This is a genomic window from Streptomyces sp. NPDC037100, from assembly GCF_055606225.1.
This window is the reverse complement of sequence record NZ_JBVJSX010000002.1, coordinates 675,998-702,028: the sequence shown is the minus strand read 5'-3', so window position 1 is coordinate 702,028 and position 26,031 is coordinate 675,998. Positions and strand designations below refer to the sequence as shown.

The following is a 26,031-nucleotide window of genomic DNA, read 5'->3' as shown; positions in this document are numbered from 1 at the left end:
ACGCATCAGGGAAAGGCCACAGACGTGACTGAGATCGAGATCGGGCGCGGCAAGCGCGGCCGCCGGGCGTACGCCTTCGACGACATCGCCGTCGTCCCCAGCCGCCGTACGCGGGACCCGAAGGAGGTCTCGATCGCCTGGCAGATCGACGCCTACCGCTTCGAGCTCCCCTTCCTGGCCGCCCCCATGGACTCGGTCGTCTCCCCGGCCACCGCGATCCGCATCGGCGAGCTCGGCGGCCTCGGCGTGCTGAACCTCGAGGGCCTGTGGACGCGCTACGAGGACCCGCAGCCGCTGCTCGACGAGATCGCCGAGCTGGATTCGGAGACCGCGACCCGCCGTCTGCAGGAGATCTACGCGGCTCCCATCAAGGAGGAGCTGATCGGGCAGCGCATCAAGGAGGTGCGCGACTCCGGCGTCGTCACCGCCGCCGCTCTCTCCCCGCAGCGCACCGCCCAGTTCTCCAAGGCGGTCGTGGACGCGGGCGTGGACATCTTCGTCATCCGCGGTACGACGGTCTCCGCGGAGCACGTCTCCGGCGCGCACGAGCCGCTGAACCTGAAGCAGTTCATCTACGAGCTGGACGTCCCGGTGATCGTCGGCGGCTGCGCCACGTACACGGCGGCCCTGCACCTGATGCGTACCGGCGCGGCCGGTGTGCTCGTCGGCTTCGGCGGCGGCGCCGCGCACACCACGCGCAACGTGCTCGGCATCCAGGTCCCGATGGCGACGGCGGTCGCCGACGTGGCCGCGGCGCGCCGCGACTACATGGACGAGTCGGGCGGCCGGTACGTGCACGTGATCGCGGACGGCGGTGTCGGCTGGTCCGGCGACCTGCCCAAGGCGATCGCCTGCGGTGCGGACTCGGTGATGATGGGCTCCCCGCTGGCCCGCGCGACCGACGGCCCGGGCAAGGGCCACCACTGGGGCATGGAGGCGGTGAACGAGGAGCTGCCGCGCGGCAAGAAGGTCGCCCTCGGCACCGTCGGCACCCTGGAGGAGATCCTCACCGGCCCGTCCCACACTCCCGACGGCTCCATGAACCTCTTCGGCGCCCTGCGCCGCGCCATGTCCACGACCGGTTACAGCGAGCTCAAGGAGTTCCAGCGCGTCGAGGTGACGGTGGCGGACTCGCAGCACCGGCGGTAGCCCTTTCGGACACTGAGTAGGGCCTGGTCACTCGGGGGAGTGGCCGGGCCCTTCTGCGTGCCCAAGTGGCTCTGACGGGGCGCGTGTTGTCGATGGGGGGCCGCACGGGTGACTTCAGGCCGTTCGGCCCCGTGGAGGGCAGAGGAAGGGGGCGGACACTCCGTGATCCACCCTGGAGCCTGCCGCAGTGACCGCTGCGGTGGGCTCCGCCTTGTTGCGGATGATGAGCGGCCGCCCCCACGAAACCTAGGGGCGGACACTCCGTGATCCATCCTGGAGTCTGCCGCAGTACCCGTTGCGGTGGGCTCCACCTGTTTCCGTAAGGTACCGGCGGCGCGTGCCGCATGCGACCGTCCCCAGGGCTCACGCACCCCGCGCGCCCCCTTCACAACCGATGCGCTGCCCCCATGGGCGCCGCCCCGCGCGTGTCCAGCAGCAGCTGGGCCTTCACCGACAGGCCCTGGAGGTCGTAGGTGCGGTGCTGCTGGAGGAGGATGGTCAGGTCCGCGTCGGCTGCGGCCTCGTAGAGGGAGTCCGCGCGCGGGACGGGGTGGTCGAGGACGCTCCAGGTGGGGACGTACGGGTCGTGGTAGCTGACCGTCGCGCCCAGGTCCCGCAGGCGCAGGGCGATCTCCCTGGCCGGGGTGCCCTGGAGGTCGGCGAGGTCGGGCTTGTAGGTGATGCCGAGGAGGAGCACGCGTGCGCCCCGGGCCGACTTGCCGTGTTCGTTGAGGAGCGTGGCGGCGCGCTGGACGACGTAGCCCGGCATGCGGTTGTTGACCTCCTGGGCCAGTTCCACCATGCGCAGCCCGCGGCCGCCGCCGGCGGTCATGTCCTGGGGGACGGAGTGGCCGCCCACGCCGGGGCCCGGGCGGAAGGCCTGGAAGCCGAACGGCTTGGTCTCCGCGCAGCGGACGACGTCCCAGAGGTCGACGCCGAGGTCGTTGCAGAGGACGGCCATCTCGTTGACGAGGGCGATGTTCACGTGCCGGTAGTTGGTCTCCAGCAGCTGCACGGTCTCCGCCTCGCGGGGTCCACGCGCGCGTACCACCTTGTCGGTCAGCCGCCCGTAGAAGGCGGCGGCCGACTCTGTGCAGGCCGGGGTCAGGCCGCCGATGACCTTGGGGGTGGTGGCCGGTGTGACGTCGCGGTTGCCGGGGTCGACGCGGCTGGGGGAGTACGCGAGGTGGAAGTCGCGGCCCGCGCGCAGGCCGGAGCCCTCTTCGAGGAGCGGACGCAGGAATTCCTCTGTCGCCCCTGGGTACACAGGTGACTCCAGGATCACTGTGGTGTGCGAGCGCAGATGCGCGGCCAGGGTGCGGGCGGCTGCCTCCAGCTGGCTCAGGTCGAGTCGGCCGTCCGCTCCCGGAGGGGTCGGCGCGCAGATGACCGCCGTTCGCACCCTGCCCAGCTCGGCCGGGTCGGTGGTCGGCCGGAAGCCCCCCGAGAGCATCCTGCGCTGCTCGGCGGGGCTGAGCGAGCCCGCCTCGGGTCCGGTCCGGTAGCCGATGGTGGGGACGCCGGCGGCGACGGCGGCCTGGGCCAGGGGCAGGCCGTACGGGCCGAGTCCGATGACGGCGAGATCTGCGGGCATGGCGGCCGTCCTTCCCGATAGCCGAAGTGAGACAGGTGCGCAAGCCCTGTGGACAGGACGAGCGAGCGCAATGTCAGACTAGGAGTAAATATGACCGTTATGCGGGATTGCTCGGCCGAGTTTCGGTGAGTGTTCCGTGAGCGTTGTCCACAGGCTCCGGGCCCGTGGTGGCTGAAGTCGGGCAACACGGTCAGAATCTGGGCAGGGGGAAACGGACGGGGCCACGCCCGACGGGTGCGGCCGGTGCGACCGATGAGCGGGAGGCAGCGGTGAGGACAGCGACACTCGGACCGGCGCAGCGCGCCGAGTCACTCGCATCTATGGCCGAGCGCGAGTTGGACGTGCTGGTCGTGGGTGCAGGCGTGGTCGGTGCGGGCACCGCGCTCGACGCGGTGACCCGGGGCCTGTCCACGGGTCTGGTCGAGGCGCGTGACTGGGCTTCCGGCACCTCCAGCCGGTCCAGCAAGCTCATCCATGGCGGCCTGCGCTATCTGGAGATGCTCGACTTCGCACTCGTCCGCGAGGCCCTGAAGGAGCGTGGCCTGCTGCTGGAGCGGCTCGCCCCGCATCTGGTGAAGCCCGTGCCGTTTCTGTACCCGTTGCAGCACAAGGGCTGGGAGCGGCTGTACGCGGGTTCGGGCGTCGCCATCTACGACGCCATGTCCATGGCCCGGGGGCACGGCCGGGGCCTGCCGATGCACCGCCACCTGACGCGTTCTCACGCCCTGCGCGTGGCCCCCTGCTTGAAGAAGGACGCGCTGGTCGGGGCGCTGCAGTATTACGACGCCCAGATGGACGACGCCCGGTACGTGACGAACCTGGTGCGTACGGCGGTGGCCTACGGCGCCAAGGCCGCGAACCGCGCGCGGGTGACGGGCTTCCTGCACGAGGGCGAGCGGGTCGTCGGAGCGAAGGTGCAGGACGTCGAAGGAGGCGGCGAGTACGAGATCCGGGCCAAACAGATCGTCAACGCCACCGGCGTGTGGACGGACGACACCCAGGCGATGGTCGGGGAGCGGGGCCAGTTCCACGTCCGGGCGTCCAAGGGCATCCACCTGGTCGTGCCGCGCGACCGGATCCACTCCACGACCGGGCTGATCCTGCGCACGGAGAAGTCCGTGCTGTTCGTGATCCCCTGGGGCCGGCACTGGATCGTCGGCACCACGGACACCGACTGGGACCTCGACAAGGCCCACCCGGCCGCGTCCAGCGCGGACATCGACTACCTGCTGGAACATGTGAACTCGGTGCTTGCGGTGCCGCTCACCAGGGACGACGTCCAGGGTGTGTACGCGGGACTGCGACCGCTGCTGGCGGGTGAGTCGGACGCCACCAGCAAGCTGTCGCGCGAGCACACCGTGGCGCATCCGGTGCCCGGGCTGGTCGTCGTGGCGGGTGGCAAGTACACGACGTACCGGGTCATGGCCAAGGACGCGGTGGACGCGGCGGTGCACGGGCTCGACATGCGGGTCGCCGACTGTGTCACGGAGGACGTGCCGCTGCTCGGTGCCGAGGGCTACCGGGCGCTGTGGAACGCGCGGGCCCGGATCGCCGCCCGGACCGGACTGCATGTGGTGCGGGTCGAGCATCTGCTGAACCGCTACGGGACGATGACCGAGGAGCTTCTCCAGCTCATTGCCGAGGACCCGTCGCTGGGCGAGCCCCTGGTCGCGGCCGACGACTATCTGCGCGCCGAGATCGTGTACGCCGCCTCCCATGAGGGGGCGCGGCATCTGGACGACGTGCTGACCCGGCGGACGCGCATCTCGATCGAGACCTTCGACCGGGGCACCCGCAGCGCACGTGACGCCGCCGAGTTGGTGGCGCCCGTGCTCGGCTGGGACAAGGACCAGATCGAGCGCGAGGTCGAGCACTACCAGAAGCGGGTGGAGGCCGAGCGGGAGTCGCAGCGGCAGCCGGACGACCTGACGGCGGACGCGGCGCGGCTGGGGGCGCCGGACATCGTGCCGTTGTGATCCTGCGGGTGCGGCCGGGCCGGCTTGAGCCGGGCTGTGCCGGGTGCGGCCGGGCTGTGGCGGGTAGGGCCGGGCTGTGCCGGGTGCGGCCGGGCTGTGCCGGGCTGTGCCGGGTGCGGTCGGGTCCGCCAGGCCTGCCACGTCCCCCAGGCCCGCCGCGTCCCCCAGGCCCTGCCGGGACATCACTCGAACGAGTGTCGGGAAGCGGGATCTTCGTTCGGGACCCGGTCGTTCTACGAGGTGCGGGGGCAGAACTCGGCCGCGAGCACCGCGGGTTCGAGACCGGGATCGGCTATCGCGTCCGTGTTCACTCGGAAGGTGAGGACACGCCGGCCGTCGACGGTGGCTGCGGTGCGCACGTAGCTGCCGGATATGTGCCCGTTGTGTCCCCACACCGTCGTGCCGCACGGAAGCCTCTCAGGGAAAAGCCCCATGCCGTACGCGCCGTGTGCGGCACGGGTGTCGAGCATCTCGCGCAGCCACTGCGCGGGCAGCAGCCGACCGCCGAGCAGGGCTCCGTAGAAGCGGTCGAGGTCGGCGAGCGTGGTCACCAACTCGCCCGCGGCCCCGGCCACCCGAGGGTCGAGTTCGGTGACATCGGTTCCGTCGGCGGCGTAGGCGCGGCCGTGCGGGGAGGGCAGCGAGGAGCGGGATCCGGGGAAGGAGGTGCCCGTCAGACGCAGGGGAGTGATGATGCGGCGCTCGGCCTCGGTGGCGTACGAGTGGCCGGTGACGCGCTCGATGGCCAGGCCGAGCAGGACGTAGTTGGTGTTCGAGTAGGAGAAGCGGCCGCGTTCGGCCGGAGGGCGGGTGAGAGCGAGGTTCAGGGCCTGACGGGGGGTGACGGGCGCGGTCCCGTCGGTGACCTTGGTGAAGTCACGCAGGCCGCTGGTGTGGGTGAGCAGGGAGCGCAGGGTCAGCGCGCGACCGTCGTTGCCGGCTCCCCGCACCAGGCCGGGCAGGTGCTGCTCCACCGTGTCGGACAGTGACAGCCGGTGCTCGGCGGCCAGTTGCAGCACGACCGTCGCGATGAACGTCTTCGTGATGCTGCCGGCGCGGAAGTGGTCCGACCGGGCGATTCCCGAACCGTCGGCGGCATAGCGGGCGGTGGTGCCCTCCTGAGCGAGCAGGGCCGCGGCCGGGGCCCTGCCCTGGGTCACCAGCAGGGGCAGCACCGCGTCCGTGGGCGGCATCGAGAGGGCCGACGAGTCGGCCGGGGGCAGACCGAACAGGGCGGCGGCCACCGGCAGGGCCAGCAATGTCCGAATCGGTGGCATACGGGCTCCTCCCAGGTCAGAGGCCATCATGCAAGGCGGCGTGGGGCCTGCCGCACCCGGGTACGCGGGAGGCGGGGCCGCCGGTGTCCGCCAGGGGGCCCCTGGGCACCGGGCACTTGTCGGGTGAGAGACAATGGAGGCTCTGTCAGGGCGGGTTGTATGAGGGGACGCATGTCGGAGGCGGAGCGGGCGGGCACATCTCGTCAGGACACTCGTCAGGACAACAAGGAGCGTCTCCTCGCGGGGCGTTACCGGCTGGGCAAGGTGCTCGGCCGCGGCGGCATGGGCACGGTGTGGCGGGCCCAGGACGAGACCCTCGGACGGACGGTCGCCGTCAAGGAGCTGCGGTTCCCGTCGAACATCGACGAGGAGGAGAAGCGGCGGCTGATCACGCGGACGCTGCGCGAGGCCAAGGCGATCGCGCGGATCCGCAACAACAGCGCCGTGACGGTCTTCGACGTCGTCCAGGAGGACGACCGGCCCTGGATCGTCATGGAACTCGTCGAGGGCAAGTCGCTCGCCGAGGTCATCCGGGAAGACGGCCTCCTCGAGCCGAAGCGTGCCGCGGAGGTCGGGCTCGCCGTCCTCGACGTGCTGCGGTCCGCTCACCGCGAGGGCATCCTGCACCGCGACGTGAAGCCGTCGAACGTGCTGATCGCCGAGGACGGCCGGGTCGTGCTCACCGACTTCGGCATCGCCCAGGTCGAGGGCGACCCGTCCATCACCTCGACCGGCATGCTCGTCGGCGCGCCCTCCTACATCTCCCCGGAGCGGGCGCGCGGGCACAAGCCGGGTCCGGCGGCCGACCTGTGGTCGCTCGGCGGTCTGCTGTACGCGGCGGTGGAGGGCGCCCCTCCGTACGACAAGGGGTCGGCCATAGCGACTCTCACGGCCGTGATGACCGAGCCGCTGGAGGAGCCGAAGAACGCCGGTCCGCTGAAGGACGTCATCCACGGGCTGCTCACCAAGGACCCCGCGCAGCGCCTCGACGACGCGGGCGCCCGGGCGATGCTGAACTCGGTGCTGCACGCGCCGGCAACGGCCGAGCCGGAGCCGATGGATGCGACGAAGGTCGTGCCGCTGCCCGCGCAGCCGGACAGGTCCTCGCGCAAGGGGAGTTCGGCGGGCGCGGGGGGCAAGCGCGGCGAGGAGCCCGGGGAGCGACTGCGCGGAGCACTGCGTTCCGTGCGCAAGGCCGCGGCGGGATCCGCAGCCGCGGGATCGACGGCGGCTTCCGCCAAGTCCGCTTCCGCCAAGTCCGCTTCGGCCGAGTCCGATGCCGACGAGGCCGCTGCCGGGCCGGCGGGTACGCCCTCCTCCGCGTCGGACGGCGGCGCGGGGCGGGCCGGGGCCGGGGGTGCGTCCGTGGCGCAGTCGGGCTCGGCGGCGGCCGCGGGTGCCGGTGAGCGGAGTGCGCCGGAGTCGAAGACGGCTTCCGGAAGGCGGAGTTCGGGGTGGCCCGTGGTGCCGCCGCCGGACCTGCCGCCGAGGCCGGTGCCCCGGGCGCCGCTCACCGACGTGGTGCCGCGGCGCACCCTGATGATCATCGCGGTGGTCGTGGTGCTCGCCGTGATCGGCACCGTGCTCGCCATTGCGCTCAGCGGTGACGACACAGGCTCGCAGGGGGCCTCCGGCAAGGGCGGTGGGAAGACCGCCGCCACGGCGTCGAGCAGCGCGGACACCAAGGGCGACGAGAGCGACGGCACGCGCACGGACGACTCGCAGACCCAGGAGGCGCCGTCCGGAGCCGCCTCGAACAGCAAGCCGGACGGTCGGGCGAGCGGCTCGTCGGACGAGGGCGGCTCCGGCGGGAAGGGCACCGCCGCGGAGTCGACTCACCAGGGAAACCAGGGGTACTCGATCGGTCTGCCGAAGGGCTGGAAGTACCAGTCGACGGGTGCGGCGGGCGACCGCTTCGCCGGGCCCGACGGGCAGAAGCTGCTCATCGCCTGGACGTCCACGCCCAAGGGCGACCCGGTGGCGGACTGGGAGAACCAGGAACGCTTCATGGTGCGCGCGCAGTACAAGAAGATCCGTATAGAGAAGGTGGATTACCGCGGCTGGAACACGGCGGACTGGGAGTTCACCTACGCCGACGGAGGCACCAAGTACCGGACGATCGACCGGGGTTTCGTGGTCGACGACCGGCAGGGGTACGCGCTGATGTACACGGCGAAGGCGTCCGACTGGGACGGCGCGCTGCGCAAGGAGACGTGGCGGACCCTGACGAAGACCTTCGAACCCAAGTCCTGAGCATGAGGCCCCCGGGGTTTGGGGAGTGAGATCTGGCATCCCCGCATTGCGGGTTGCCTGTGGCACGTATCGTGAATATTTGCGGACCGTGCACAGTCCAAGCGGACCGTGGGGCGAACGGATGCGACCGACCGGGCTGCCGGGGGAGGCAACGTGGACGACTACGCGGGTCGGGTGCTGGCCGACCGCTACCGCCTGCCGCTGCCGCCGTCCGACGAGTACGAACTCACCGAGACCCGGGCCTTCGACACCTACAGCGGGCAGGAAGTCCTGGTCCGGCAGGTCCCGTTGCCCGAGGTGGTCGAGGCGGAGGTGCTCGACGCGGAGGGGCTGCCCGACGGTTTCACGGCCAGGGACGGCGGCGGGCGGCGGCCCGGCGCGCGTGGTGGCACCCGGCGGCCCACGGACCCGGTGGTGCGACGCGCGGTGGAGGCGGCGCAGGCCGCCGCGGCCATTCCCGACCACCCCCGGCTCGACCAGGTCTTCGACGTGTTCGCCGAGGGCGGCTCGCTGTGGGTCGTCAGTGAACTGGTGGCCGCACGCCCGCTGGCGGCGCTGCTCGCCGAGAAGCCGCTGACGCCGTACCGGGCGGCCGAGGTGGCCTCCGACGTGCTGATGGCCCTTCGGGTGCTGCACGCGCACGGCTGGGTGCACCGGAACATCACCGCGCGGACGGTGCTCGTCTGCGACGACGGCCGGGTGATGCTGACCGGGCTCGCGGTGGGTGCTGCCGAGGAGGCCCTGTGCGGGTACGACCCGGTTCCGGAACCCGCCTTCGAGGAGGCCGGGCAGCGGTCGGGGCAGGAGGGCGGTGGTGCCGGGCCGGTCCGCGGCGTCGGCGCTCCGGGAGGTTCGGGTCCGGCCGGTGGCACCGGTGGCACGAGTGATCCCGAGGCCGCGCGGCGCGCTGCCATAGAGGCCCGGGAGGCCAGAGGGCTGCCCTCGGCAGGGAGTGACACCGCGGGCGGTGCACCGGTCGTGCCCGCGCGCGGGCCGGTGGAGGCCGGCGGGGACCCGCGGGCGGCGCGTGCCGGGGCGATCGCGGCCTACCGGGCGGGTGCCCGGGCCGCCGCACGGGTGCAGGAGGTCCGGCAGGGCGGGCGGGCGGCACTGCCCGGAGCCCGGCCCGCCCCGGACGGCGACGCCGCGCCCTACGGCAACGGATCGGCAGAGTCGCCGTACATCCCCGGGCAGGGTACGGCCCCCGGAGCCGTACCGCCGGGGCGGATCGCCGACCCCTACGGTGTGGGCGGCGGTCCGCGGACGACCGCGTGGCACGGTGCGACGCCCCGTGGCACGACCACAGGCGCCCCGGCGCCGCGCAGTGGGGAGCAGGCGGCACTCCCACCGGCCCCCGGCACCGCGGTCCCGGGCGAGTCCACCCGGTGGGACGACCTGGTCGCCGACACCCCCGCCCCCCGGCGCGGTCCGGCCACGGCGCTGGCCGCCGAACGGGCGCGGCAGGCGCGGATGGCCGTGGTCGGGCCGGTGACCGAGCGCTGGGCGCCGGAGCAGGCCGGACCCGTGCACGAGAACTGGCAGTTGGCAGCGCCGATCGGTCCCGCGACCGATCTGTGGGCGCTCGGCGCGCTGCTCTTCAGGGCCGTACAGGGGCATGCGCCCTACCCGGAGGAGTCGACGGCCGAGCTGGTGCAGATGGTGTGCGCGGAACCGCCCGCCTACGCCGAGGAGTGCGGGCCGCTGCGGCCGGTCGTGGAGTCGCTGCTGCGCCAGGACCCCACCGAGCGCCTCGATTTCGAGGAAGTGCGGGGCTGGCTGCGCTCGCTGGTGCGCTCGGCTCCCGAGCCGGAGGCCGGGGTGCACGTCGTCCCGGCGCCGCCCGTGGACGCCAGCCGGCTGCCCGTCGTACGGCGCCGGGGCGAGCTGGTGCGTCGGCGGAAGGCAGGGCTGCCCGCGCATCACGGGCGGCACAAGCGGGCCAGGAGGGAGTCGGGCTCGCCGCGCCGCCTCGGCCGCACCCTGCTCCTGCTGATCCTGCTCGCGATGGCCGCGGCGATCGCCTACGCCATGCTCTTCATGCCCAAGTCGGACAGCGAGGGCGCGGACGGCACGGACCGCACCGGTGCCGCCGGCGAGGTGAGCCAGGCGCCCGAGCCGGACGCCAGTAGCGAACCGCGGCCCGAGCAGACCTCACCCGAGCCGGAGAACAACCCCTCGTCGTCGGCCGGCACCACCGAGACGCAGACCACCGGCCCCGACGCCGCCGACGGATTCACCCTGCGCAAGGACCCGGCGGGCTTCCAGGTCGCCGTCGCCAAGGGCTGGGACCGCGTGGCGCGGGGCGGCAGCGGCCAGGTCGTCTACTCCAAGGGCGATTTCGAGCTCATCGTCGTACCGGGCCGGGACAGCGCGTCGGAGCACGGCCGTGATCCGATGGAGTACCAGCGGGAGAAGGAGCCGGAGTTGCAGCCGTACCGCGACTCCAGCTGGGCCACCTCCACCGGGCTGAAGACGATCCAGGTGGGCGGACGGACCATGGCCGAGGGGCAGTTCACCTGGACCGGCGGCGACGGGGGAGAGCTGTACGTCCGCAACCTCGCGATGCTGGTCGAGGGGCGCTACCACGTGGTCCAGGTGCGCGGCCCCGAGGCCGAACGGGACGAGGTGACCCGGCTCTACGAGCAGGCGGCGGCGACGTACAGGGCGACGAAGTGAGCGACCGGCGCGCCGCCTGTACGCCGCAGTTCACACCCTGGTCGCCTCCCGTCCCGGCAGGCGACAACCGTCACAGTGCGGTCACCGTGGTACCCCGCTTGTTCCCTGGGTGAGGGCGGGTCCTTACGCTGACCCTGTCAAGACCATTGCGGGGCAACGTGAATCAGATGCAGGGCCTGCTCGTCGCGGGCCGCTACCGGCTGGCCGAATCCATCGGCAGTGGCGGCATGGGCCGGGTCTGGCGGGCGCATGACGAGGTGCTGCACCGCTCGGTCGCCATCAAGGAACTGACGGCCGCCCTCTACGTCTCCGAGAGCGAGCAGGCGATCCTGCTGGCGCGCACCCGGGCGGAGGCCAGGGCAGCCGCGCGGATCAACCACTCCGCGGTCGTCACGGTGCACGACGTGCTGGAGCACGACGGCCGCCCCTGGATCGTGATGGAGCTGGTCGAGGGCCGTTCCCTGGCCGACGCGGTCAAGGAGGAGGGGCGCGTCGAGCCGCGCGAGGCGGCGCGCATCGGCCTGTGGGTGCTCCGGGCCCTGCGCGCCGCGCACACGGCGGGCGTCCTGCACCGCGACATCAAGCCGGGCAACGTCCTGCTCGGCACCGACCGGCGCGTGCTGCTCACGGACTTCGGCATCGCCCAGATCGAGGGCGACACGACCATCACACGCACCGGGGAGGTCGTCGGCTCGGTCGACTACCTGGCTCCCGAGCGGGTGCGCGGCCACGACCCCGGCCCCTCCTCCGACCTCTGGGCACTCGGCGCGACGCTCTACACGGCCGTGGAGGGCCGGTCGCCGTTCCGCCGCACCACACCGCTGACCACCATGCAGGCCGTGGTCGAGGAGGAGGCCGGCGAGCTCCGGCACGCCGGTCCGCTCGCCCCCGTCATCACCGCCCTGCTGCGCAAGGATCCGGCCACCCGGCCCGACATGTCCGAGGCCGAGCAGATGCTCGCCGAGGCGGCGGAGGGCCGACGCCCGAACGGGGCGCAGGCGTACGTGCCGACGCAGTCCGGGGGGACGACGCCGTACCGGGACCACCACAGCGGAACGGGCACGGGGACGGCCACCAGCGGTACCGCCACCGGTACGTCCGGCACCGGCCCGATCGGCAGCGGCTCGGGGTCGCACACCGGAACGCCGCTCCCGCCCCTGGCCGGCAACCCGGCCACCGGGACGTCCACGGCCGGCACTGCGCCCTACGGCCCCACGGCCGGCACTGCGCCCTACGGCCGCACCGTGGCCGGCCCGGCGGCGGGCCCGCAGCCGACCGGTTCGGGCAGGCGCCGCCGGCTGCGCACCCTCGCCCTGGGGGTCGCGCTCGCGGCCATCATCGGCGGGGGCACGGCCGTGGTGCTCCAGCAGTGGAACGGACCGTCGCAGGGTGAGGGATCCGGCTCGACGACTTCCACGAGCACGCAGTCGACCGGCGGATCGGTTCCGGACAGCTGGATCCGTTACGACGACCCCGTGGGGTTCAGCCTCTACCTGCCCAAGGGCTGGAAGCGCAAGCCCTTCGGCCCGCAGGGCGAACTCAAGCAGATCGACTACTCGCCGGACGGCGGCCGGCACTTCGTCCGCATCGCCATCGACACATCACCGGACTTCGCCGACGCCAGGTCCCACCAGGAGGACCTCGAGCAGCAGGTCCAGAGGCTGGTGGACTACAAGCGGGTGACCATGGAGGACAACACCTACCGGGACCGCAAGAGCTCGCTGTGGGAGTACACCTGGACGGCGCTGGCCAAGGACCCGCCCTACGTCGCCGGGCCGCGCCACGCCGTCGAGGAGACGTATTTCGCGCGGGACGGCGTCGAGTACGCGATCTACATGTCCACGCCGGAGGAGGACTGGGAGAAGACGAGCCGGCAGTTCAAGTGGGTGCTGCAGGGGTGGCGACAGCCCCGGTAGGCACTCCGCGTGCCGGGTGGCGACCGGATTTCGTGGGCGTCGTCGCTGTCTGCGGCATGATGGGGCGCATGGGGACCGAGGGAGCCGACTTCCGTGTGGTCGCGGGGCGTTATCGTCTGGAGGCAAGGCTCGGTCGTGGCGGCATGGGAGTGGTCTGGCGGGCGACCGACCAGCTCCTCGGCCGGAGCGTGGCCGTCAAGGAGCTCCCCTACGACGAGACGCTCTCCGCGGCGCAGGCGCGCCGGCGGCGGGACCGCACCCTGCGCGAGGCCCGGGCCGTCGCCCAGCTGAGCCACCCGCACATCATCGTCGTCCACGATGTCGTCGAGGACGGCGAACGTCCCTACATCGTCATGGAGTTGGTCGAAGGCGGCTCGCTCGCCGACCGGCTCGCCCACCAGGGCCCGGTCGACGCCGCCGAAGCGGCCCGAATCGGCATCGCCCTGCTCGGCGCGCTGGGCGCCGCGCACGCGGCCGGGGTGCTGCACCGCGACCTCAAGCCGGACAACGTGCTGCTGGAGACCGGCACCGACCGCGTCGTCCTCACCGACTTCGGCATCGCCCAGGTCGCGGGCGCCCCCACGCTCACCGAGAACGGAGCCTTCGTCGGCTCGCCCGAGTACACCGCGCCGGAGCGGATGTCCGGGGTCAGGACCGGACCCGAATCCGACCTGTGGTCCCTGGGCGCGTTGCTGTGCGCGGCCCTCAGCGGGGAGTCGCCGTTCCACCGCGACTCGCTGGGCGGCATCCTGCACGCCGTCGTCGTGGGTGACATCCAGCCGCCCGCCCAGGCCGGACCGCTCCTGCCCGTCGTACGCGGCCTGCTGGAGCGCGATCCGGACCGGCGGCTGGACGCGAACCGGGCGGAGCGGATGCTCCGGGCCTTCCGTGACACGGGCCGTATGCCGCCGGTGCCGCCGCCCGGGTACGCGCCGACGGTGGGGGCCGCACCGGGGAGACGACCGCAGGATCTCGCCGTCCGGCAACCACCCGTCCCGCCGGTCGATCTGCGCGGTCCGCAGCGTCCGGACGAACCTTTCCTCCGGCAGCCCGCGCAGCGTCCGGACGAACCCTTCCTCAGGCAGCCCGCGCGGCGCGCCCTCATCGCGGCGCTGCTGGTCGCGGCGATGGCGGGAGCCGGGGTGTCCGCGGCGGCGCTGCTCAGGGACGGGAGCGACGGGGACGTCGGCCCCACGCCGACGAGTACCGCACCGGCCACGCCGAAGACCCCGGCGACCCGGCAGGCCTCCCCGAGCACATCCGCTCCCACCCCCTGACCGCCGGAGCCCGTACCGTCCCATAGGGCCCTGGTCTCCCGAAGCTACGGCGAAGTGACAAGTAGCTCTCGTCATCAGAGTGACGCTCGGTCAGGGAGAGCAAGACGGGGTCCGTGGAATCGACCGCGGGGTGAAGCTGCCTAGCAATCGAGGTCAGCGGATTGCGCGGGTTCGCCGGGTGCGACGAGTCCCGTCTCGTAGGCGAGGACAACGGCCTGGGCCCGGTCCCGCAGGGTCAGCTTGGCGAAGATCCGGGCCACGTGGGTTTTCACGGTCGCTTCGCTCAGTGTCAGTTCCTGGGCGAGTTCGGCGTTGGACAGGCCCTTGCCCATGAGTGTCAGTACCTCGCGTTCGCGTGGTGTCAGTACAGCAAGGTCGCGGTGGACGGCGGGGGGTGTCGAGGTCGGAGCGGTCCGTGCGGCGCTGGAGGCGTGGCGTTCCACCAGGCGGCGGGTGATCGAGGGTGCGAGCAGCGCGTCACCGGTGTCGACCAGGCGTACGGCGGCCGCGAGATGTGCGGGTGTGACGTCCTTGAGCAGGAATCCGCTGGCGCCGGCGGCGAGGGCTGCGTAGACGTAGGAGTCGAGGTCGAAGGTGGTCAACATGATCACTCGACAGTTCGGGACGTGGTTGAGGATCTGGCGGGCGGCTTCCAAACCGTCCATGTTCGGCATGCGGATGTCCATGAGGACGACGTCGGGGCGCAGGCGGCGGACGGCTTTGACGGCCTCGGCTCCGTCTGCGGCTTCGCCGACCACGTTGATGCCGCGTGCGGTCAGGATCAAGCGGAAGCCGGTGCGGACCAGCTCTTGGTCGTCGGCGATCACGACGCGGGGGGCCGGGCCGGGGAGTGCGGTCATGGCCGGTCCAGCGGGATCCGGGCGCGGACACGATAGCCGCCGCCCAGACGGCGCCGGGCGTCCATTTCGCCGCCGTAGACGGCGACCCGCTCTCGCAGGCCGAGCAGTCCCCGCCCCGCTCCGTGGGCCTGGCCTGCGGCCGGATGGCGGCGAGGCCCGACAGAGCCGTCGGTAAGGACGCTTGGTCCGCTGTTCAGGACTTCGACGCGCAGGCAGTGCTCCGCGTACCGCACTGTCACCTCGGCTCTGGCTCCGTCGCTGTGTTTGAGGGCGTTGGTCAGTGCCTCCTGGATGATCCGGTAGGCGGTGACGTCGATCCCGGTCGGCAGTGGGCGGGGCTCTCCGGAGATTCGCACCTCCACGGGCAGACCGGCGAAGGCGATCCGGTCGATCAGCGGGCTGAGCCGGCTCAGGCTTGGCTGTGGTGCCAGGTCCGGGCCGTAGGGTTCGTCGTCGCCGCTTTGCGCGGGGGCGAGCAGGCCGAGCAGGTGCCGTAGCTCGGTCATTGCGGTCCTCCCTGCGCTCTCCACTGCGCTCAGCGCGGCCTCTGCCTCGTCGGGCAGGGTGGCCAGTACCTCGCGGGCGGCCCCGGCCTGGACCACCATGAGGCTCACGTTGTGGCTGACGATGTCGTGGAGTTCGGCTGCGATCCTGGCCCGCTCGGCGTCAACCGCGGTCCGTGCCGCACTCTCGCGCTCCCGTTCCAGGAGCCAGCCGCGCTCTTCGATGGCTGCTCGGTGGCGCCGACGTGACCGGATGAGCGCCGCACCCAGGACGACGACCGCGGTGCACGCCGCTGCCAATGCCGTGACCAGCCAGATCAACCCTGAACTCCCCACCCGAACGAGCATTGCAGCCCGGCATGCCCATCCGCGTCATGCTCCGGATCCAGTTCCCTACATCCCCAGGATGACCTGCGGGGCCGGTTACATCCGGCGGGGGACGTCGTAGCGGTCGTGCCGCTTCTAGGTTCATGACATGACAACTGATCTGGACAGCTCCCAACAGGTCGTCGTTCGGCTGGACGGCGTTCACAAGGAGTACGGCGACGCGAAGGCCCTGGACGGAGTCTGCCTGGAGATCCGTGCCGGGGAGGCGGTCGCGGTGATGGGGCCCTCCGGGTGCGGCAAGTCCACACTGCTCAACATGGTTGCCGGCCTGGACCGCCCGACGTCGGGAACGGTGCAGGTCCACGGCCAGGACCTGGTGGAGTTGAGCGAGACGGGGCTGGCGCTGTTCCGGCGACGGCACATCGGCATGATCTTCCAGTTCTTCAACCTGATCGACGACCTTCCCGCACTGGACAACGTCGCGCTGGCCGCCCAGCTGACCGGCACGTCCGCCCGGCAGGCCCGCCGCCGGGCGCTGGAACTCCTCGACGAACTGGGCATCGCCCACCGCAAGGACACCTACCCGGCCGCGTTGAGCGGAGGCGAACGTCAGCGCGTGGCCGTGGCCCGGGCGCTGATGAACCGCCCGGCCCTGCTCCTGGCCGACGAGCCGACCGGCGCGCTGGACAGTCGCTCGGGCGAGCAGGTCATGGACCTGTTGATCGACCTCAACCAGATCGGGCAGACCCTGCTGATCGTCACGCACGACGAGCACCTGGCCACCCGCTGCGCCAGCCGCCTGATCGAGGTCGCTGATGGCCGAGTGGCCCGCGAGAGCACGCTGGAGCCCACCGCATGAGCGCCGTGTGGCGGGCCTCGCGGGCGGCAGTGAAACGCCGCAGGCTCCAGACGTTCGTCATCGGGCTTGTGGTCCTGTGCTCCACCACGACCATCCTGCTCGGGCTGGGGCTGCTCACCGCAGCCTCAGCCCCCTTCGACAAAGCCTTCGACCAGCAGCGCGGGGCCCACACGGTGGCGGCCTTCGACCCGGCGAAGGCGTCGCGTGCGCAGCTGGCACAGACGGCCCGCCGCCCCGGCGTCGAGGCCGCCGCCGGGCCCTTCGGGCGAGCCGTCCTGGAGATGCCCAACGACTGGCTGTGGATGTCGGCCGGTTCTCTCCCCGTCGTGGGCCGGGCCGATCCGGACGGCCCGGTGGACCGCATCCGTCTGCTCGAAGGCCGCTGGGCCACCGCTCCCGGTGAAATCGTCGTCAACTGGCCCGTCGACGGTACGCCCGGCCCCGGCCGGCTCGGCACCGAACTCAAGGCCCGCGGAGCCCCGACCCTCACCGTCGTCGGCTTCGCCACCAGCATGAGCAAGTCCGCCGGGGCCTGGGTCTCACCCGGGCAGATGACCCAACTGCACCCGGAGACCGCCCAGATGCTGTACCGCTTCACGAACGCCGAGACCCAGCGGGAGCTGCGTACCGGCCTCGGCACAGCGACCGCCGAATTGCCCGCCGGATCGCTGACCACCGCGCAGTCCTACCTCACCCTCAAGCGGGCTTTCTCCGCACAGGCCGATGCGTATCTGCCGTACATGACTCTCTTCGGCGTCCTCGGCCTTCTGATCTCCGTACTGATCGTCGGAAATGTCGTCAGCGGAGCGGTTGTCTCCGGGCACCGGCACATCGGCGTGCTCAAGTCGCTGGGCTTCACCCCGAACCAGGTGGTCGCGGTCTACCTGACGATGGTCTCCGTCCCCGCGTTCATCGGCTGCGCCATCGGCACCCTGATCGGCAACGCGGTGGCCGGCCCCATCCTGCGGGTGGCCTTCTCCGGCATCGAAACGGGCAGCGCCGCGATCGGTATCAGCTGGTGGCCGTCCGCCATCTGCCTGGTGGGCATGCCCGCCCTCGTGGTTGTCGCCGCCCTGATCCCCGCCGTACGCGCACACCGGCTGTCCGCGGCCCAGGCGATCACGGCAGGCAGCGCACCGCGGACCGGACGCGGACTGCGCATCCAGCGCCGACTCAGTGGGACCCGGCTACCGCGTGCCGTGAGCCTGGGTCTTGGCCAGCCGTTCGCCCGACCGGGCCGGTCCCTGCTGACCATGGCGGCCATCGTCCTCGGGGTCACCACCGTGACCCTGACGACCGGCCTGACCAGCACCATGGTCGCCTACGGGAAAGCCGGCACGAGCGACGGGGCCGCCCGGATCGACGTACAGGCCGGCTCGGCCGCGCGCGGCCAGACAGCTTCGAAACTCAGTGATCGGCAGACTGAACAACGACTGCGCTCCCTGCCTGGGGCGGATCAGGTGACCGTCCGCGCGCTCACCAAGGTGAGCCTCGCCGGGTACCCGCAGACCGTATTCGTCGACTTCTACCGCGGGGACACCCAGCACCTCGCCTCCGGGATCGTCAAGGGGCATTGGCCGGCCGGTGCCGGTCAGGCCGTAGCCGGTCCGGCGTTCCTCAATCAGCACGGGTTGTCGGTAGGCGACCGGGTCACCATCCAGCTGAACGGCAAGCAGGCGCCCGTCACCATCGTGGGTGAGCTCATGGAAGGCAACGCCCAGGCAATGGGCTCCAATTGGCAGACGCTGACGCAACTCGACCCGACAACACAGGCTGCCGAGTACACGATCCGGCTCGCTCGCGGAGCCGACGCCCAGAGCTACATCAAAGCGGTCAAGGCGGCCGATCCGTCCCTCCGCCCCACAGTGTTGAGCCCGGACGACACCGCCACCACGACCGTTGTCGGCTTCGCGTCGGTGTTCACCGTGCTGCTGACCGTCGTCGCTGCGCTCGGGGTCTTCAACACTGTCCTGCTCAACATCCGGGAGCGACGCCGTGACTTGGGCATGCTCAAGTCGATCGGGATGACGCCGCGCCAGGTCATGGTGATGACCGTGTCGTCGGTCGGGGCGCTGGGAGTGGCCGGCGGGCTTCTGGGGATCCCCCTGGGGATCGTCGCGCACCGGCTGGTCGTGGACCACGTCGGAGTGATCTCGTTCCCGGAATCCATGAAGCAGGTCTGGCACATGCCGCAGCTGGCCGCTCTGGTCCTGGCGGGCGTTGCGATCGCCGTCCTCGGTGCGCTGATCCCGGCGAGGTCGGCAGCGCGGCTCACGATCGCCAACGTGCTGCACAACGAGTAACCCCTCCCCCTCCAGTGAGTACCTCCGCCGGACGGTCACGTCCTCATGATGCTGATGGTTCCGACGCCGTCTGCTCGGCCTTCGTGCCTGGCGCGGTCCGCGGGCCGGGCAGCGTGGCCTCCGGGGAGAGGTCGAGCCGACTGTTCAGGTTCTCCGGCTCTCACTCCTGCCGCACCCGCGCTTCCTCCGGTCGTCATGACCGGACCAACCTCGCCGAGCACGGCCTCCGAAGACCTCAGAAGATCAACAACCCTGACAAGCACACCCCGGATCCGCCACAGAGAGCTACTTGTCACTTCGCCGTAGCTTCGGGAGAACAGGGCTCAGAGTCCCGCGGGTTCACGCAACCTGAAGAGTCCTCGCCGGGAACCCAGGGGTCCGTCGTCATGCCGAACGGCATCGGACCCGCGAGTTCGACTCGAACCCGCGACCACGCCAATTCCGGGCTCCGTGGACGGACAAAACGGGGAGCAGGCTAGCCAAGAGGGCGGCGGTAGCGCAACTTGTTGAGAGAGGCGCCACCGGTGGAGTCCTCCACGGCTGCGCCGTCTGCGCCCCAGCCGGCGGCTTCGTAGAAGCGCCGGGCACGTTCGTTGTCTTCTAGGACCCACAAGGTGGCCTGTGTGTAGTCGGCCTGTCCGAGAGCCGCCAACGTGGCCAGCATCAGCCGCCTTCCGATCCCTGTGCCCCAGGCCTCGGGCATCGCGTAGAGCGTGCCGATTTCCGCGGTGACAGGGATGTCCTGAGACGGGCCGAAACTTGCGAATCCGACGATCCCGGCCTCGGTTTCGGCTACCAGTACCCCCGACGATGGCCACCGTGTTTCCGCGATCCGTGTCTTCCACTCGGACTCTTCGCGGCTTGGGTGCATTGCGTCGAGGTAGTGCTGGGGAACAAGACCGGCAAAGGCCGCCTGCCAGGAGCGCACGTAGACACCGGCGACCGCTGACGCGTCATCAGGCCATGCCTGTCGAATCTGCATGGCCGTCATTCTTCAAGTCCCGTCAGTCCGAGCCAAGTTCTTTTCCCGAGGGCGCTGGTGAGTGCTCGGCTGTCTGTTCCAGCAGTGCCCGCGCCGAGTCCGCGTAGCGGATGGCGGTCTTCTGGTCGATGCCGAAGACCAGTGCGAGGTGGAGCGGGTCGGCGCCGTGGGAGATTCCTGAAGTTACGTCACCAGCTCGAAGAGCATCCCAAGGAGAGAGAACACCCTGGCCACGCGGAGAAGGACTTATCAAGGTTCAGGGGAACTCGCGGGATGTCGCACATAGGCGGAGAAGACCCTCACCCCGAAATGCCGACCGGGGACGTGAGACGGCGAGCGCGGCGATCGCGAACCCGGACATCGGCACGACCTGATCCCGCTGGTCCAACTCCCACGAAAACGACCCGCGTCGACAAGAAAGCGTCCCGCGGGGTACTGATGGGGCATGAGCAACGACGGGGGCGGGACGGACGACGCCCGGGGCCGGACGGTCGGCGGGCGGTACCGGCTGATCGAGCGCATCGGCTCCGGCGGCACGGGCACCGTCTGGAGGGCCCTCGACGAACTCGCACAGTGCGAAGTCGCCGTCAGACAACCCCGGCTGCCGGGCGGCCCGGAGGACGAGAGCCACCGGCGGACAGCCCACCGGCTCCACCGGGAGGCCCGGGCCGCCGCCCGCGTCGACCATCCCGCCGCCGTCACCATCCACGACGTGGTCGTCGAGCCGGAGCAGCGCGACGAACGCCCGGGCCCCGTCGGCCCCGACGAGCTCGACGCGGCCGAGGCGCTCGACGGACTGCCGTGGATCGTCATGGAGTTGGTCCATGGCGAGTCCCTGCGTGAGAGGCTCCGACGCGGCCCGGTCGATGTGCCCGAAGCCGCCCGGATCGGCCTCGCCGTCCTCGGCGCCCTGCGCGCGGCGCACTCCGTCGGCATCGTGCACCGGGACGTGAAGCCCGCCAACGTGCTGCTCGGTCCGGACCGGCGCGTCGTGGTCACCGACTTCGGCATCGGCCACGGGCAGGGCGAGGCTCCCCGCACGGGGAGCGGGGAGTTCGCCGGCTCGCCGGAGTTCGTCGCGCCCGAGCGGATGTCGGACCGCATGGCAGGGCCCGCATCCGACCTGTGGTCCCTGGGCGCCCTGCTGTACGCGGCCGTGGAGGGCTCGTCCCCGTTCCTGCGGGCCACGCCGGAGGCCACGCGCGCCGCGGTCGTCGCCGCCGAACCGCCCGAACCGACGCGGGCCGGGCCCCTCGGACCGCTGATCGCCCGGCTGCTGGTGCCGGACCCCGAACGGCGGCCGGACGCGGAGGAGGTCGCGAAGGAACTGGAGGCGGTGGCCGGACCGACACGGACCGAGGCGCCCCGGGCGGTCGAGCACACAGGGCACCCCGCCGACCGGACCGCAGGACAGCCCGCGCCGGTGCGGGCCACCCCGCCCCCTCCGGCGCCTGCCGCCCCACGTACTCCGGTGCCTGCCGCCCCGCTCCCTCCAGTGCCTGCCACTCCACTTACTCCGGCGTCTGTCGCGGACTCCGGCCCGCTCGCGTCGGCGTCTGTCGCGGACTCCGGCCCGCTCGCGTCGGCGTCTGTCGCGGACTCCGGCCCGCTCGCGTCGGCGTCCGTCGCAGACTCCGGACCGCTCACTCCGGTGCCTGCCGCAGACTCCGGCCCGCTCACTTCGGCGTCCGTCGCAGACTCAGGCCCGGTGCCCGCGGGAATGGGGGCGGACGAGGCTGCGGGCAGCGGACCGGACGCAGCGCAACAGCACGACTCCATGCCCCGCGCGCAGCAACACCCCCACCCCCCGGCGCAGCAAGACCCCACACCTCCCAAGCGCCAAAGCCTCCTCCGCCCCGGCCCCCTCGCCCTGCTCTCCGCGCTGCTCGCCGGTGGCATAGGGGCCGTCACCCAACTCGCAGACACCAGCAGCGCGGAGAGTGCCGGACAGGCCGCCGACGTGACCGACGCCTGGACCCCGCATGCCGAGCCGGACATGGCGGCCGTCCTCCACCTCCCCGGCCACTACCGCCCCCTCGGCCGGACCGGCAGCGCGGCCGACCAGCCCCGCACGGCTCTCTACGGCGACGCGCGGACCGCCACGATCCAGGTCCGCCTGCTCGCCTGGGACGAGGCCCCCGCCGCGCCGATGGAGCAGGCCAGAACGCACGACACCGGGGGAGAGACCCGGTACGCCCGCACCAGCGTCCAGGGCCAGGAAGCCGCCCTCGCCGACACCACCTACCGTCGGGGCGAGACCTCCAGGCGCCTCATGCGGGTGGTCGTCCGGACCGACGACGATCGCATGTACGAGCTGCGTGTCGACATGCCCAGGGGCACACCGGAGGAGAAGGAGGGCACCTCGGTGTTCGAGAGGGCCCGGGAGCGGCTCGGGATCGTAAAACGCTGAATCACCCCGGTGGTCACCGCACAACGTCCTGATCAGCGCGTTTGTTGCCAGCAGTCACTGGCGTCGTGTGTACAGTCGGTGAAGTCGTGTTACCGGCGGGTACCCAAAGTCTCCGCCGCGGCATACCCTGCGCCTCATGACGGACGCGCAGGCCGCTGAGAAGACGGCAGAGACCGGCACGGCACAGGCCGGTACGAACCCCCTCGCCCCCGCCCCGGAGGGCGCCCGCACCGCTGCGGACGTGGTCACGCCCGAGCTGGTCGCCCAGCTCACCAAGGGGGTGGTCGGCTCCGGCCGAACCGCCAACCACACGCCGCTCACCGGCGAGAAGCTGGCCGACCTCCCCGAGTCGACGCCCGAGGACGTGGCGAGGGCCTTCGAGCTGGCCCGCGCCGCCCAGGCCGTGTGGGCGCAGACCCCCGTACGACAGCGCGCCGCCGTCCTGCTCCGCTTCCACGACCTGGTGCTGGAGCGTCAGGCCGAGGTGCTCGACCTGATCCAGCTGGAGACCGGCAAAGCCCGCCTGCACGCCCACGAGGAGGTCCAGGCCGTCGCGGTCGCCGCCCGGCACTACGGCCGCAAGGCCCCCGCCTACCTCCGCCCCAAGCGGCACACCGGCGCGATGCCGACCCTCACCAAGGTCACCGAACTGCGCCACCCGCGCGGTGTCGTGGGCCAGATAGCCCCCTGGAACTACCCGCTGGAACTGTCGGTGGGCGACGCGCTCCCGGCCTTCGCCGGGGGCAACGCGGTCGTCATGAAGCCGGACACGGAGACCTGCCTCACCGCGCTGTGGGCCCGCGACCTGCTCGTCGAGGCCGGCCTGCCCGCCGACGTCTTCCAGGTCGTCCTGGGCGACGGCCCGGTCGTCGGCCCCGAGGTCGTCCGGCACGCCGACTACGTCTCCTTCACCGGCTCCACCCGCACCGGCCGCGAGGTCGCCCAGGGCGCCGCCGCCCGGCTGATCGGCGTCTCCCTCGAACTCGGCGGCAAGAACCCCATGCTGGTCCTGGAGGACGCCGACATCGAGAAGGCCGCGGCCGGCGCCGTCCGGGCCTGCTTCTCCTCCGCCGGCCAGCTCTGCATCTCCATCGAGCGGCTCTACGTCCACGAGTCGATCGCGGACACCTTCCTGGAGCGCTTCGCCGCCCGGACGAAGGCGATGCGCCTCGGCACGTCCCTGGCGTACGGCGCGGACATGGGCTCCCTGGTCGGCGAGCGCCAGCTCGAGACGGTCACGCGGCACGTGGACGAGGCCGTGGCCAAGGGCGCGAAGGTCGTCGCCGGCGGTGTGGCGCGCCCGGACATCGGCCCGTACTTCTTCGAGCCCACGATCCTCGAGGGGGTCGTCACGGACATGTCCGTCTGCGAGGAGGAGACGTTCGGCCCGGTCGTGTCGGTCTACCGCTTCAGCAGCGAGGACGAGGTGATCGAGCGCGCCAACGCCACGGCGTACGGCCTGAACTCCTCGGTGTGGACGAAGAACGGCCGCCGCGGCCAGGAGATCGCGGCCCGTCTGCGCACCGGCACGGTCAACATCAACGAGGGCTACGCACCCGCGTACGGCAGCGCCCAGTCGCCCATGGGCGGGATGAAGGACTCGGGCCTCGGCCGCCGTCACGGCTCCGAGGGCATCCTCAAGTACACCGAGGCGCAGACGGTCGCCCACCAGCGGGTGCTCCCCATGGCCCCGTCCCTGGGCATGGACGACGAGCAGTACGCCCGGTTCATGAGCAGGAGCCTGCGCCTGATGAAGGCATTCCGCTTCCGCTGACCCACCTGCTTCTCGCACGCACCCGCACCGACACGTACGGACCGCACGGACACTCAACGAGGAGAACACGTGCCTCAGGACGCTTACGACTACGACGTCATCGTCGTGGGTTCCGGCTTCGGCGGCTCGGTGACCGCCCTGCGCCTCACGGAGAAGGGCTACCGCGTAGGCGTCCTGGAGGCCGGCCGCCGCTTCACCCGCGAGAGCCTGCCCAGGAACTCCTGGGACCTCAAGAACTACCTCTGGGCCCCGAAACTCGGCATGTACGGCATCCAGCGCATCCATCTGCTGGGCAACGTCATGGTCCTGGCCGGCGCGGGTGTCGGCGGCGGCTCCCTCAACTACGCCAACACCCTGTACGTCCCGCCGAAGCCGTTCTTCGAGGACCCCCAGTGGCGTGACATCACCGACTGGCAGGACGAGCTGGCGCCGTACTACGACCAGGCCCGGCGCATGCTGGGCGTTCGGCTCAATCCGACCATGACCCCCTCCGACGTCCACCTGAAGGCCGCCGCGGAGCGGATGGGCTGCGGCGACTCCTTCCACCTGGCTCCGGTCGGGGTCTTCTTCGGTGACGGCGAGGACGCCGACGGCACGGTGAAGGCGAAGCCGGGCCAGGAGGTGCCCGACCCGTACTTCGGCGGGGCGGGACCGGCTCGAAGAGCATGCGCGGAGTGCGGCGAGTGCATGACCGGCTGCCGGCACGGCGCCAAGAACACCCTCAACGAGAACTACCTGCACCTCGCCGAGAAGGCCGGCGCGGTCGTCCACCCCATGACGACGGTCGTCTCGGTCACCGACGACTCGCGCGGCGGCTACGCCGTCGCCACCCTGCCCACCGACCACCGCGGCAGGAAGAAGGGCCGCACCTTCACGGCCCGCCGGGTCGTCCTCGCCGCCGGCACCTACGGCACCCAGACCCTGCTGCACCGTATGAAGGCGGGCGGCCAACTGCCGTACCTCTCGGACCGGCTGGGCGAGCTGACCCGCACCAACTCCGAGGCTCTGGTCGGCGCCCAGACCGACGACCGGCGCTACCGCAAGGCGCACAGCGCGAAGAAGGCCGACTTCACGCGGGGCGTGGCCATCACGTCCTCGATCCACCCCGACGCCGACACCCATATCGAGCCGGTCCGGTACGGCAAGGGCTCCAACTCGATGGGCGGACTGTCCATCCTGCAGGTCCCCTACGCCGGGACGGACTCGGGCCCGTCACGGGTCCTGGGCTTTTTCGCCCACGCGGCGAAACACCCCTTGCTGGTGCTGCGCTCCCTGTCCAACCGCCGCTGGTCGGAGCGGACCATCATCGGCCTGGTGATGCAGTCGCTTGACAACTCCCTGACGACGTACGTGAAGCCGTCGGGAATCGGCCGCGGCCTGCTCACCGCCCGCCAGGGCCACGGCGCCCCCAACCCCAAGCAGATCAAGGCCGCGACGGAGGGCGCGTCGGCACTGGCCGCCGAGATCAACGGCTTCGCGGGTTCCAACGTCGGCGAACTGATGGGCACTCCGCTCACCGCCCACTTCCTGGGCGGCTGCCCCATCGGAGACTCCCGCGAGTCCGGCGTGATCGACCCGTACCACCGCCTCTACGGCCACCCCGGCATCTCGGTCGTCGACGGCGCGGCGGTCTCCGCCAACCTGGGGGTCAACCCGTCCCTCACCATCACCGCCCAGGCCGAGCGGGCGATGTCGTACTGGCCCAACAAGGGCGAGCCCGACCCGCGCCCGAAGCAGGGCACCGCCTACGAGCGGCTCCAGCCGGTCGAGCCGAAGTCCCCGGCGGTCCCGGCGGAGGCGTTCGGCGCGCTGCGGCTGCCGTTCCTCGGCATGCCGACGATCCCGGCGAAAACCGACTGACAGAGCTGACCGGCAGAGCTGGGCGGCGGAGCTGG

16 protein-coding genes are annotated in these 26,031 nt (G+C 71.6%); 11 read left to right on the top strand and 5 right to left on the bottom strand.

What is annotated here, in order from left to right:
• Positions 1–24: 24 nt before the first annotated feature.
• Complete coding sequence (locus ACZ7EG_RS08270) at positions 25–1,149, top strand: GuaB3 family IMP dehydrogenase-related protein (RefSeq protein ID WP_104777850.1); 1,125 nt, start codon at positions 25–27, stop codon at positions 1,147–1,149.
• A 385-nt stretch (positions 1,150–1,534) separates the two neighbouring features.
• On the opposite strand, the gene ACZ7EG_RS08265 is transcribed toward ACZ7EG_RS08270, so the two are convergent.
• Positions 1,535–2,743: a nucleotide sugar dehydrogenase gene (locus ACZ7EG_RS08265; RefSeq protein WP_471074055.1), complete on the bottom strand. Its 1,209-nt coding sequence runs from the start codon at positions 2,741–2,743 to the stop codon at positions 1,535–1,537.
• A 269-nt stretch (positions 2,744–3,012) separates the two neighbouring features.
• Between ACZ7EG_RS08265 and ACZ7EG_RS08260 the strand changes: the two genes are divergently transcribed.
• Positions 3,013–4,719, top strand: a complete 1,707-nt coding sequence (locus tag ACZ7EG_RS08260; protein WP_471074052.1) for a glycerol-3-phosphate dehydrogenase/oxidase — start codon at positions 3,013–3,015, stop codon at positions 4,717–4,719.
• 233 nt (positions 4,720–4,952) lie between these two features.
• Here ACZ7EG_RS08260 and ACZ7EG_RS08255 read toward each other — a convergent pair whose 3' ends face one another.
• Positions 4,953–5,996: a serine hydrolase domain-containing protein gene (locus tag ACZ7EG_RS08255; protein WP_471074049.1), complete on the bottom strand. Its 1,044-nt coding sequence runs from the start codon at positions 5,994–5,996 to the stop codon at positions 4,953–4,955.
• A 171-nt stretch (positions 5,997–6,167) separates the two neighbouring features.
• Here ACZ7EG_RS08255 and ACZ7EG_RS08250 point away from each other — a divergent pair, with 171 nt between their 5' ends.
• The 4 genes from ACZ7EG_RS08250 to ACZ7EG_RS08235 all read left to right on the top strand — a co-directional run bounded on the left by ACZ7EG_RS08250 (position 6,168) and on the right by ACZ7EG_RS08235 (position 14,118).
• The gene (locus ACZ7EG_RS08250; protein ID WP_471074047.1) at positions 6,168–8,249 is read left to right on the top strand and encodes a serine/threonine-protein kinase; all 2,082 of its coding nucleotides are present in this window, start codon (positions 6,168–6,170) and stop codon (positions 8,247–8,249) included.
• A gap of 153 nt (positions 8,250–8,402) precedes the next feature.
• On the top strand, positions 8,403–10,925 hold the full coding sequence (locus tag ACZ7EG_RS08245) for a protein kinase (protein WP_471074044.1): 2,523 nt from the start codon (positions 8,403–8,405) through the stop codon (positions 10,923–10,925).
• 167 nt (positions 10,926–11,092) lie between these two features.
• The gene (locus tag ACZ7EG_RS08240) at positions 11,093–12,841 is read left to right on the top strand and encodes a serine/threonine-protein kinase (protein ID WP_471074041.1); all 1,749 of its coding nucleotides are present in this window, start codon (positions 11,093–11,095) and stop codon (positions 12,839–12,841) included.
• A gap of 68 nt (positions 12,842–12,909) precedes the next feature.
• Entirely contained in the window at positions 12,910–14,118 is a 1,209-nt protein-coding gene (locus ACZ7EG_RS08235) for a serine/threonine-protein kinase (protein ID WP_471074038.1), read from the top strand.
• Between the two features lie 140 nt (positions 14,119–14,258).
• On the opposite strand, the gene ACZ7EG_RS08230 is transcribed toward ACZ7EG_RS08235, so the two are convergent.
• Both ACZ7EG_RS08230 and ACZ7EG_RS08225 read right to left on the bottom strand, forming a co-directional pair.
• Entirely contained in the window at positions 14,259–14,978 is a 720-nt protein-coding gene (locus ACZ7EG_RS08230; protein ID WP_471074034.1) for a response regulator, read from the bottom strand.
• Positions 14,975–15,802 (bottom strand): sensor histidine kinase, encoded by an 828-nt coding sequence (locus ACZ7EG_RS08225; RefSeq protein ID WP_471074030.1) that lies wholly within the window; start codon positions 15,800–15,802, stop codon positions 14,975–14,977. The genes ACZ7EG_RS08230 and ACZ7EG_RS08225 overlap by 4 nt, the downstream gene beginning before the upstream one ends.
• 154 nt (positions 15,803–15,956) lie before the next feature.
• On the opposite strand from ACZ7EG_RS08225, the gene ACZ7EG_RS08220 reads away from it, so the two are divergent.
• Positions 15,957–16,667, top strand: coding sequence for an ABC transporter ATP-binding protein (locus ACZ7EG_RS08220; RefSeq protein ID WP_471074028.1), 711 nt, complete (start codon positions 15,957–15,959; stop codon positions 16,665–16,667).
• Positions 16,664–18,970: an ABC transporter permease gene (locus tag ACZ7EG_RS08215; RefSeq protein ID WP_471074025.1), complete on the top strand. Its 2,307-nt coding sequence runs from the start codon at positions 16,664–16,666 to the stop codon at positions 18,968–18,970. The genes ACZ7EG_RS08220 and ACZ7EG_RS08215 overlap by 4 nt, the downstream gene beginning before the upstream one ends.
• A 475-nt stretch (positions 18,971–19,445) precedes the next feature.
• On the opposite strand, the gene ACZ7EG_RS08210 is transcribed toward ACZ7EG_RS08215, so the two are convergent.
• Positions 19,446–19,952: a GNAT family N-acetyltransferase gene (locus ACZ7EG_RS08210; RefSeq protein WP_471074022.1), complete on the bottom strand. Its 507-nt coding sequence runs from the start codon at positions 19,950–19,952 to the stop codon at positions 19,446–19,448.
• Between the two features lie 445 nt (positions 19,953–20,397).
• On the opposite strand from ACZ7EG_RS08210, the gene ACZ7EG_RS08205 reads away from it, so the two are divergent.
• The 3 genes from ACZ7EG_RS08205 (at position 20,398) to ACZ7EG_RS08195 (ending at position 25,996) form a co-directional block, all read left to right on the top strand.
• A complete protein-coding gene (locus ACZ7EG_RS08205; RefSeq protein ID WP_471074020.1) occupies positions 20,398–22,362 on the top strand; it encodes a serine/threonine-protein kinase in 1,965 nt (654 codons plus the stop codon).
• 136 nt (positions 22,363–22,498) lie between these two features.
• Positions 22,499–24,136 (top strand): succinic semialdehyde dehydrogenase, encoded by a 1,638-nt coding sequence (locus tag ACZ7EG_RS08200; RefSeq protein WP_471074017.1) that lies wholly within the window; start codon positions 22,499–22,501, stop codon positions 24,134–24,136.
• A gap of 69 nt (positions 24,137–24,205) precedes the next feature.
• Entirely contained in the window at positions 24,206–25,996 is a 1,791-nt protein-coding gene (locus ACZ7EG_RS08195; RefSeq protein WP_471074015.1) for a GMC family oxidoreductase N-terminal domain-containing protein, read from the top strand.
• Positions 25,997–26,031 lie beyond the last annotated feature (35 nt).

What these genes read in the sequence shown, in the direction of transcription:
- ACZ7EG_RS08240 (WP_471074041.1), top strand. Translation starts at nt 11,093, where the DNA reads ATGCAGGGCCTGCTCGTCGCGGGCCGCTACCGGCTGGCCGAATCCATC.
- ACZ7EG_RS08205 (WP_471074020.1), top strand. Translation starts at nt 20,398, where the DNA reads ATGAGCAACGACGGGGGCGGGACGGACGACGCCCGGGGCCGGACGGTC.
- ACZ7EG_RS08250 (WP_471074047.1), top strand. Translation starts at nt 6,168, where the DNA reads ATGTCGGAGGCGGAGCGGGCGGGCACATCTCGTCAGGACACTCGTCAG.
- ACZ7EG_RS08200 (WP_471074017.1), top strand. Translation starts at nt 22,499, where the DNA reads ATGACGGACGCGCAGGCCGCTGAGAAGACGGCAGAGACCGGCACGGCA.
- ACZ7EG_RS08230 (WP_471074034.1), bottom strand. Translation starts at nt 14,978, where the DNA reads ATGACCGCACTCCCCGGCCCGGCCCCCCGCGTCGTGATCGCCGACGAC.
- ACZ7EG_RS08265 (WP_471074055.1), bottom strand. Translation starts at nt 2,743, where the DNA reads ATGCCCGCAGATCTCGCCGTCATCGGACTCGGCCCGTACGGCCTGCCC.
- ACZ7EG_RS08220 (WP_471074028.1), top strand. Translation starts at nt 15,957, where the DNA reads ATGACAACTGATCTGGACAGCTCCCAACAGGTCGTCGTTCGGCTGGAC.
- ACZ7EG_RS08210 (WP_471074022.1), bottom strand. Translation starts at nt 19,952, where the DNA reads ATGCAGATTCGACAGGCATGGCCTGATGACGCGTCAGCGGTCGCCGGT.
- ACZ7EG_RS08255 (WP_471074049.1), bottom strand. Translation starts at nt 5,996, where the DNA reads ATGCCACCGATTCGGACATTGCTGGCCCTGCCGGTGGCCGCCGCCCTG.
- ACZ7EG_RS08235 (WP_471074038.1), top strand. Translation starts at nt 12,910, where the DNA reads ATGGGGACCGAGGGAGCCGACTTCCGTGTGGTCGCGGGGCGTTATCGT.
- ACZ7EG_RS08215 (WP_471074025.1), top strand. Translation starts at nt 16,664, where the DNA reads ATGAGCGCCGTGTGGCGGGCCTCGCGGGCGGCAGTGAAACGCCGCAGG.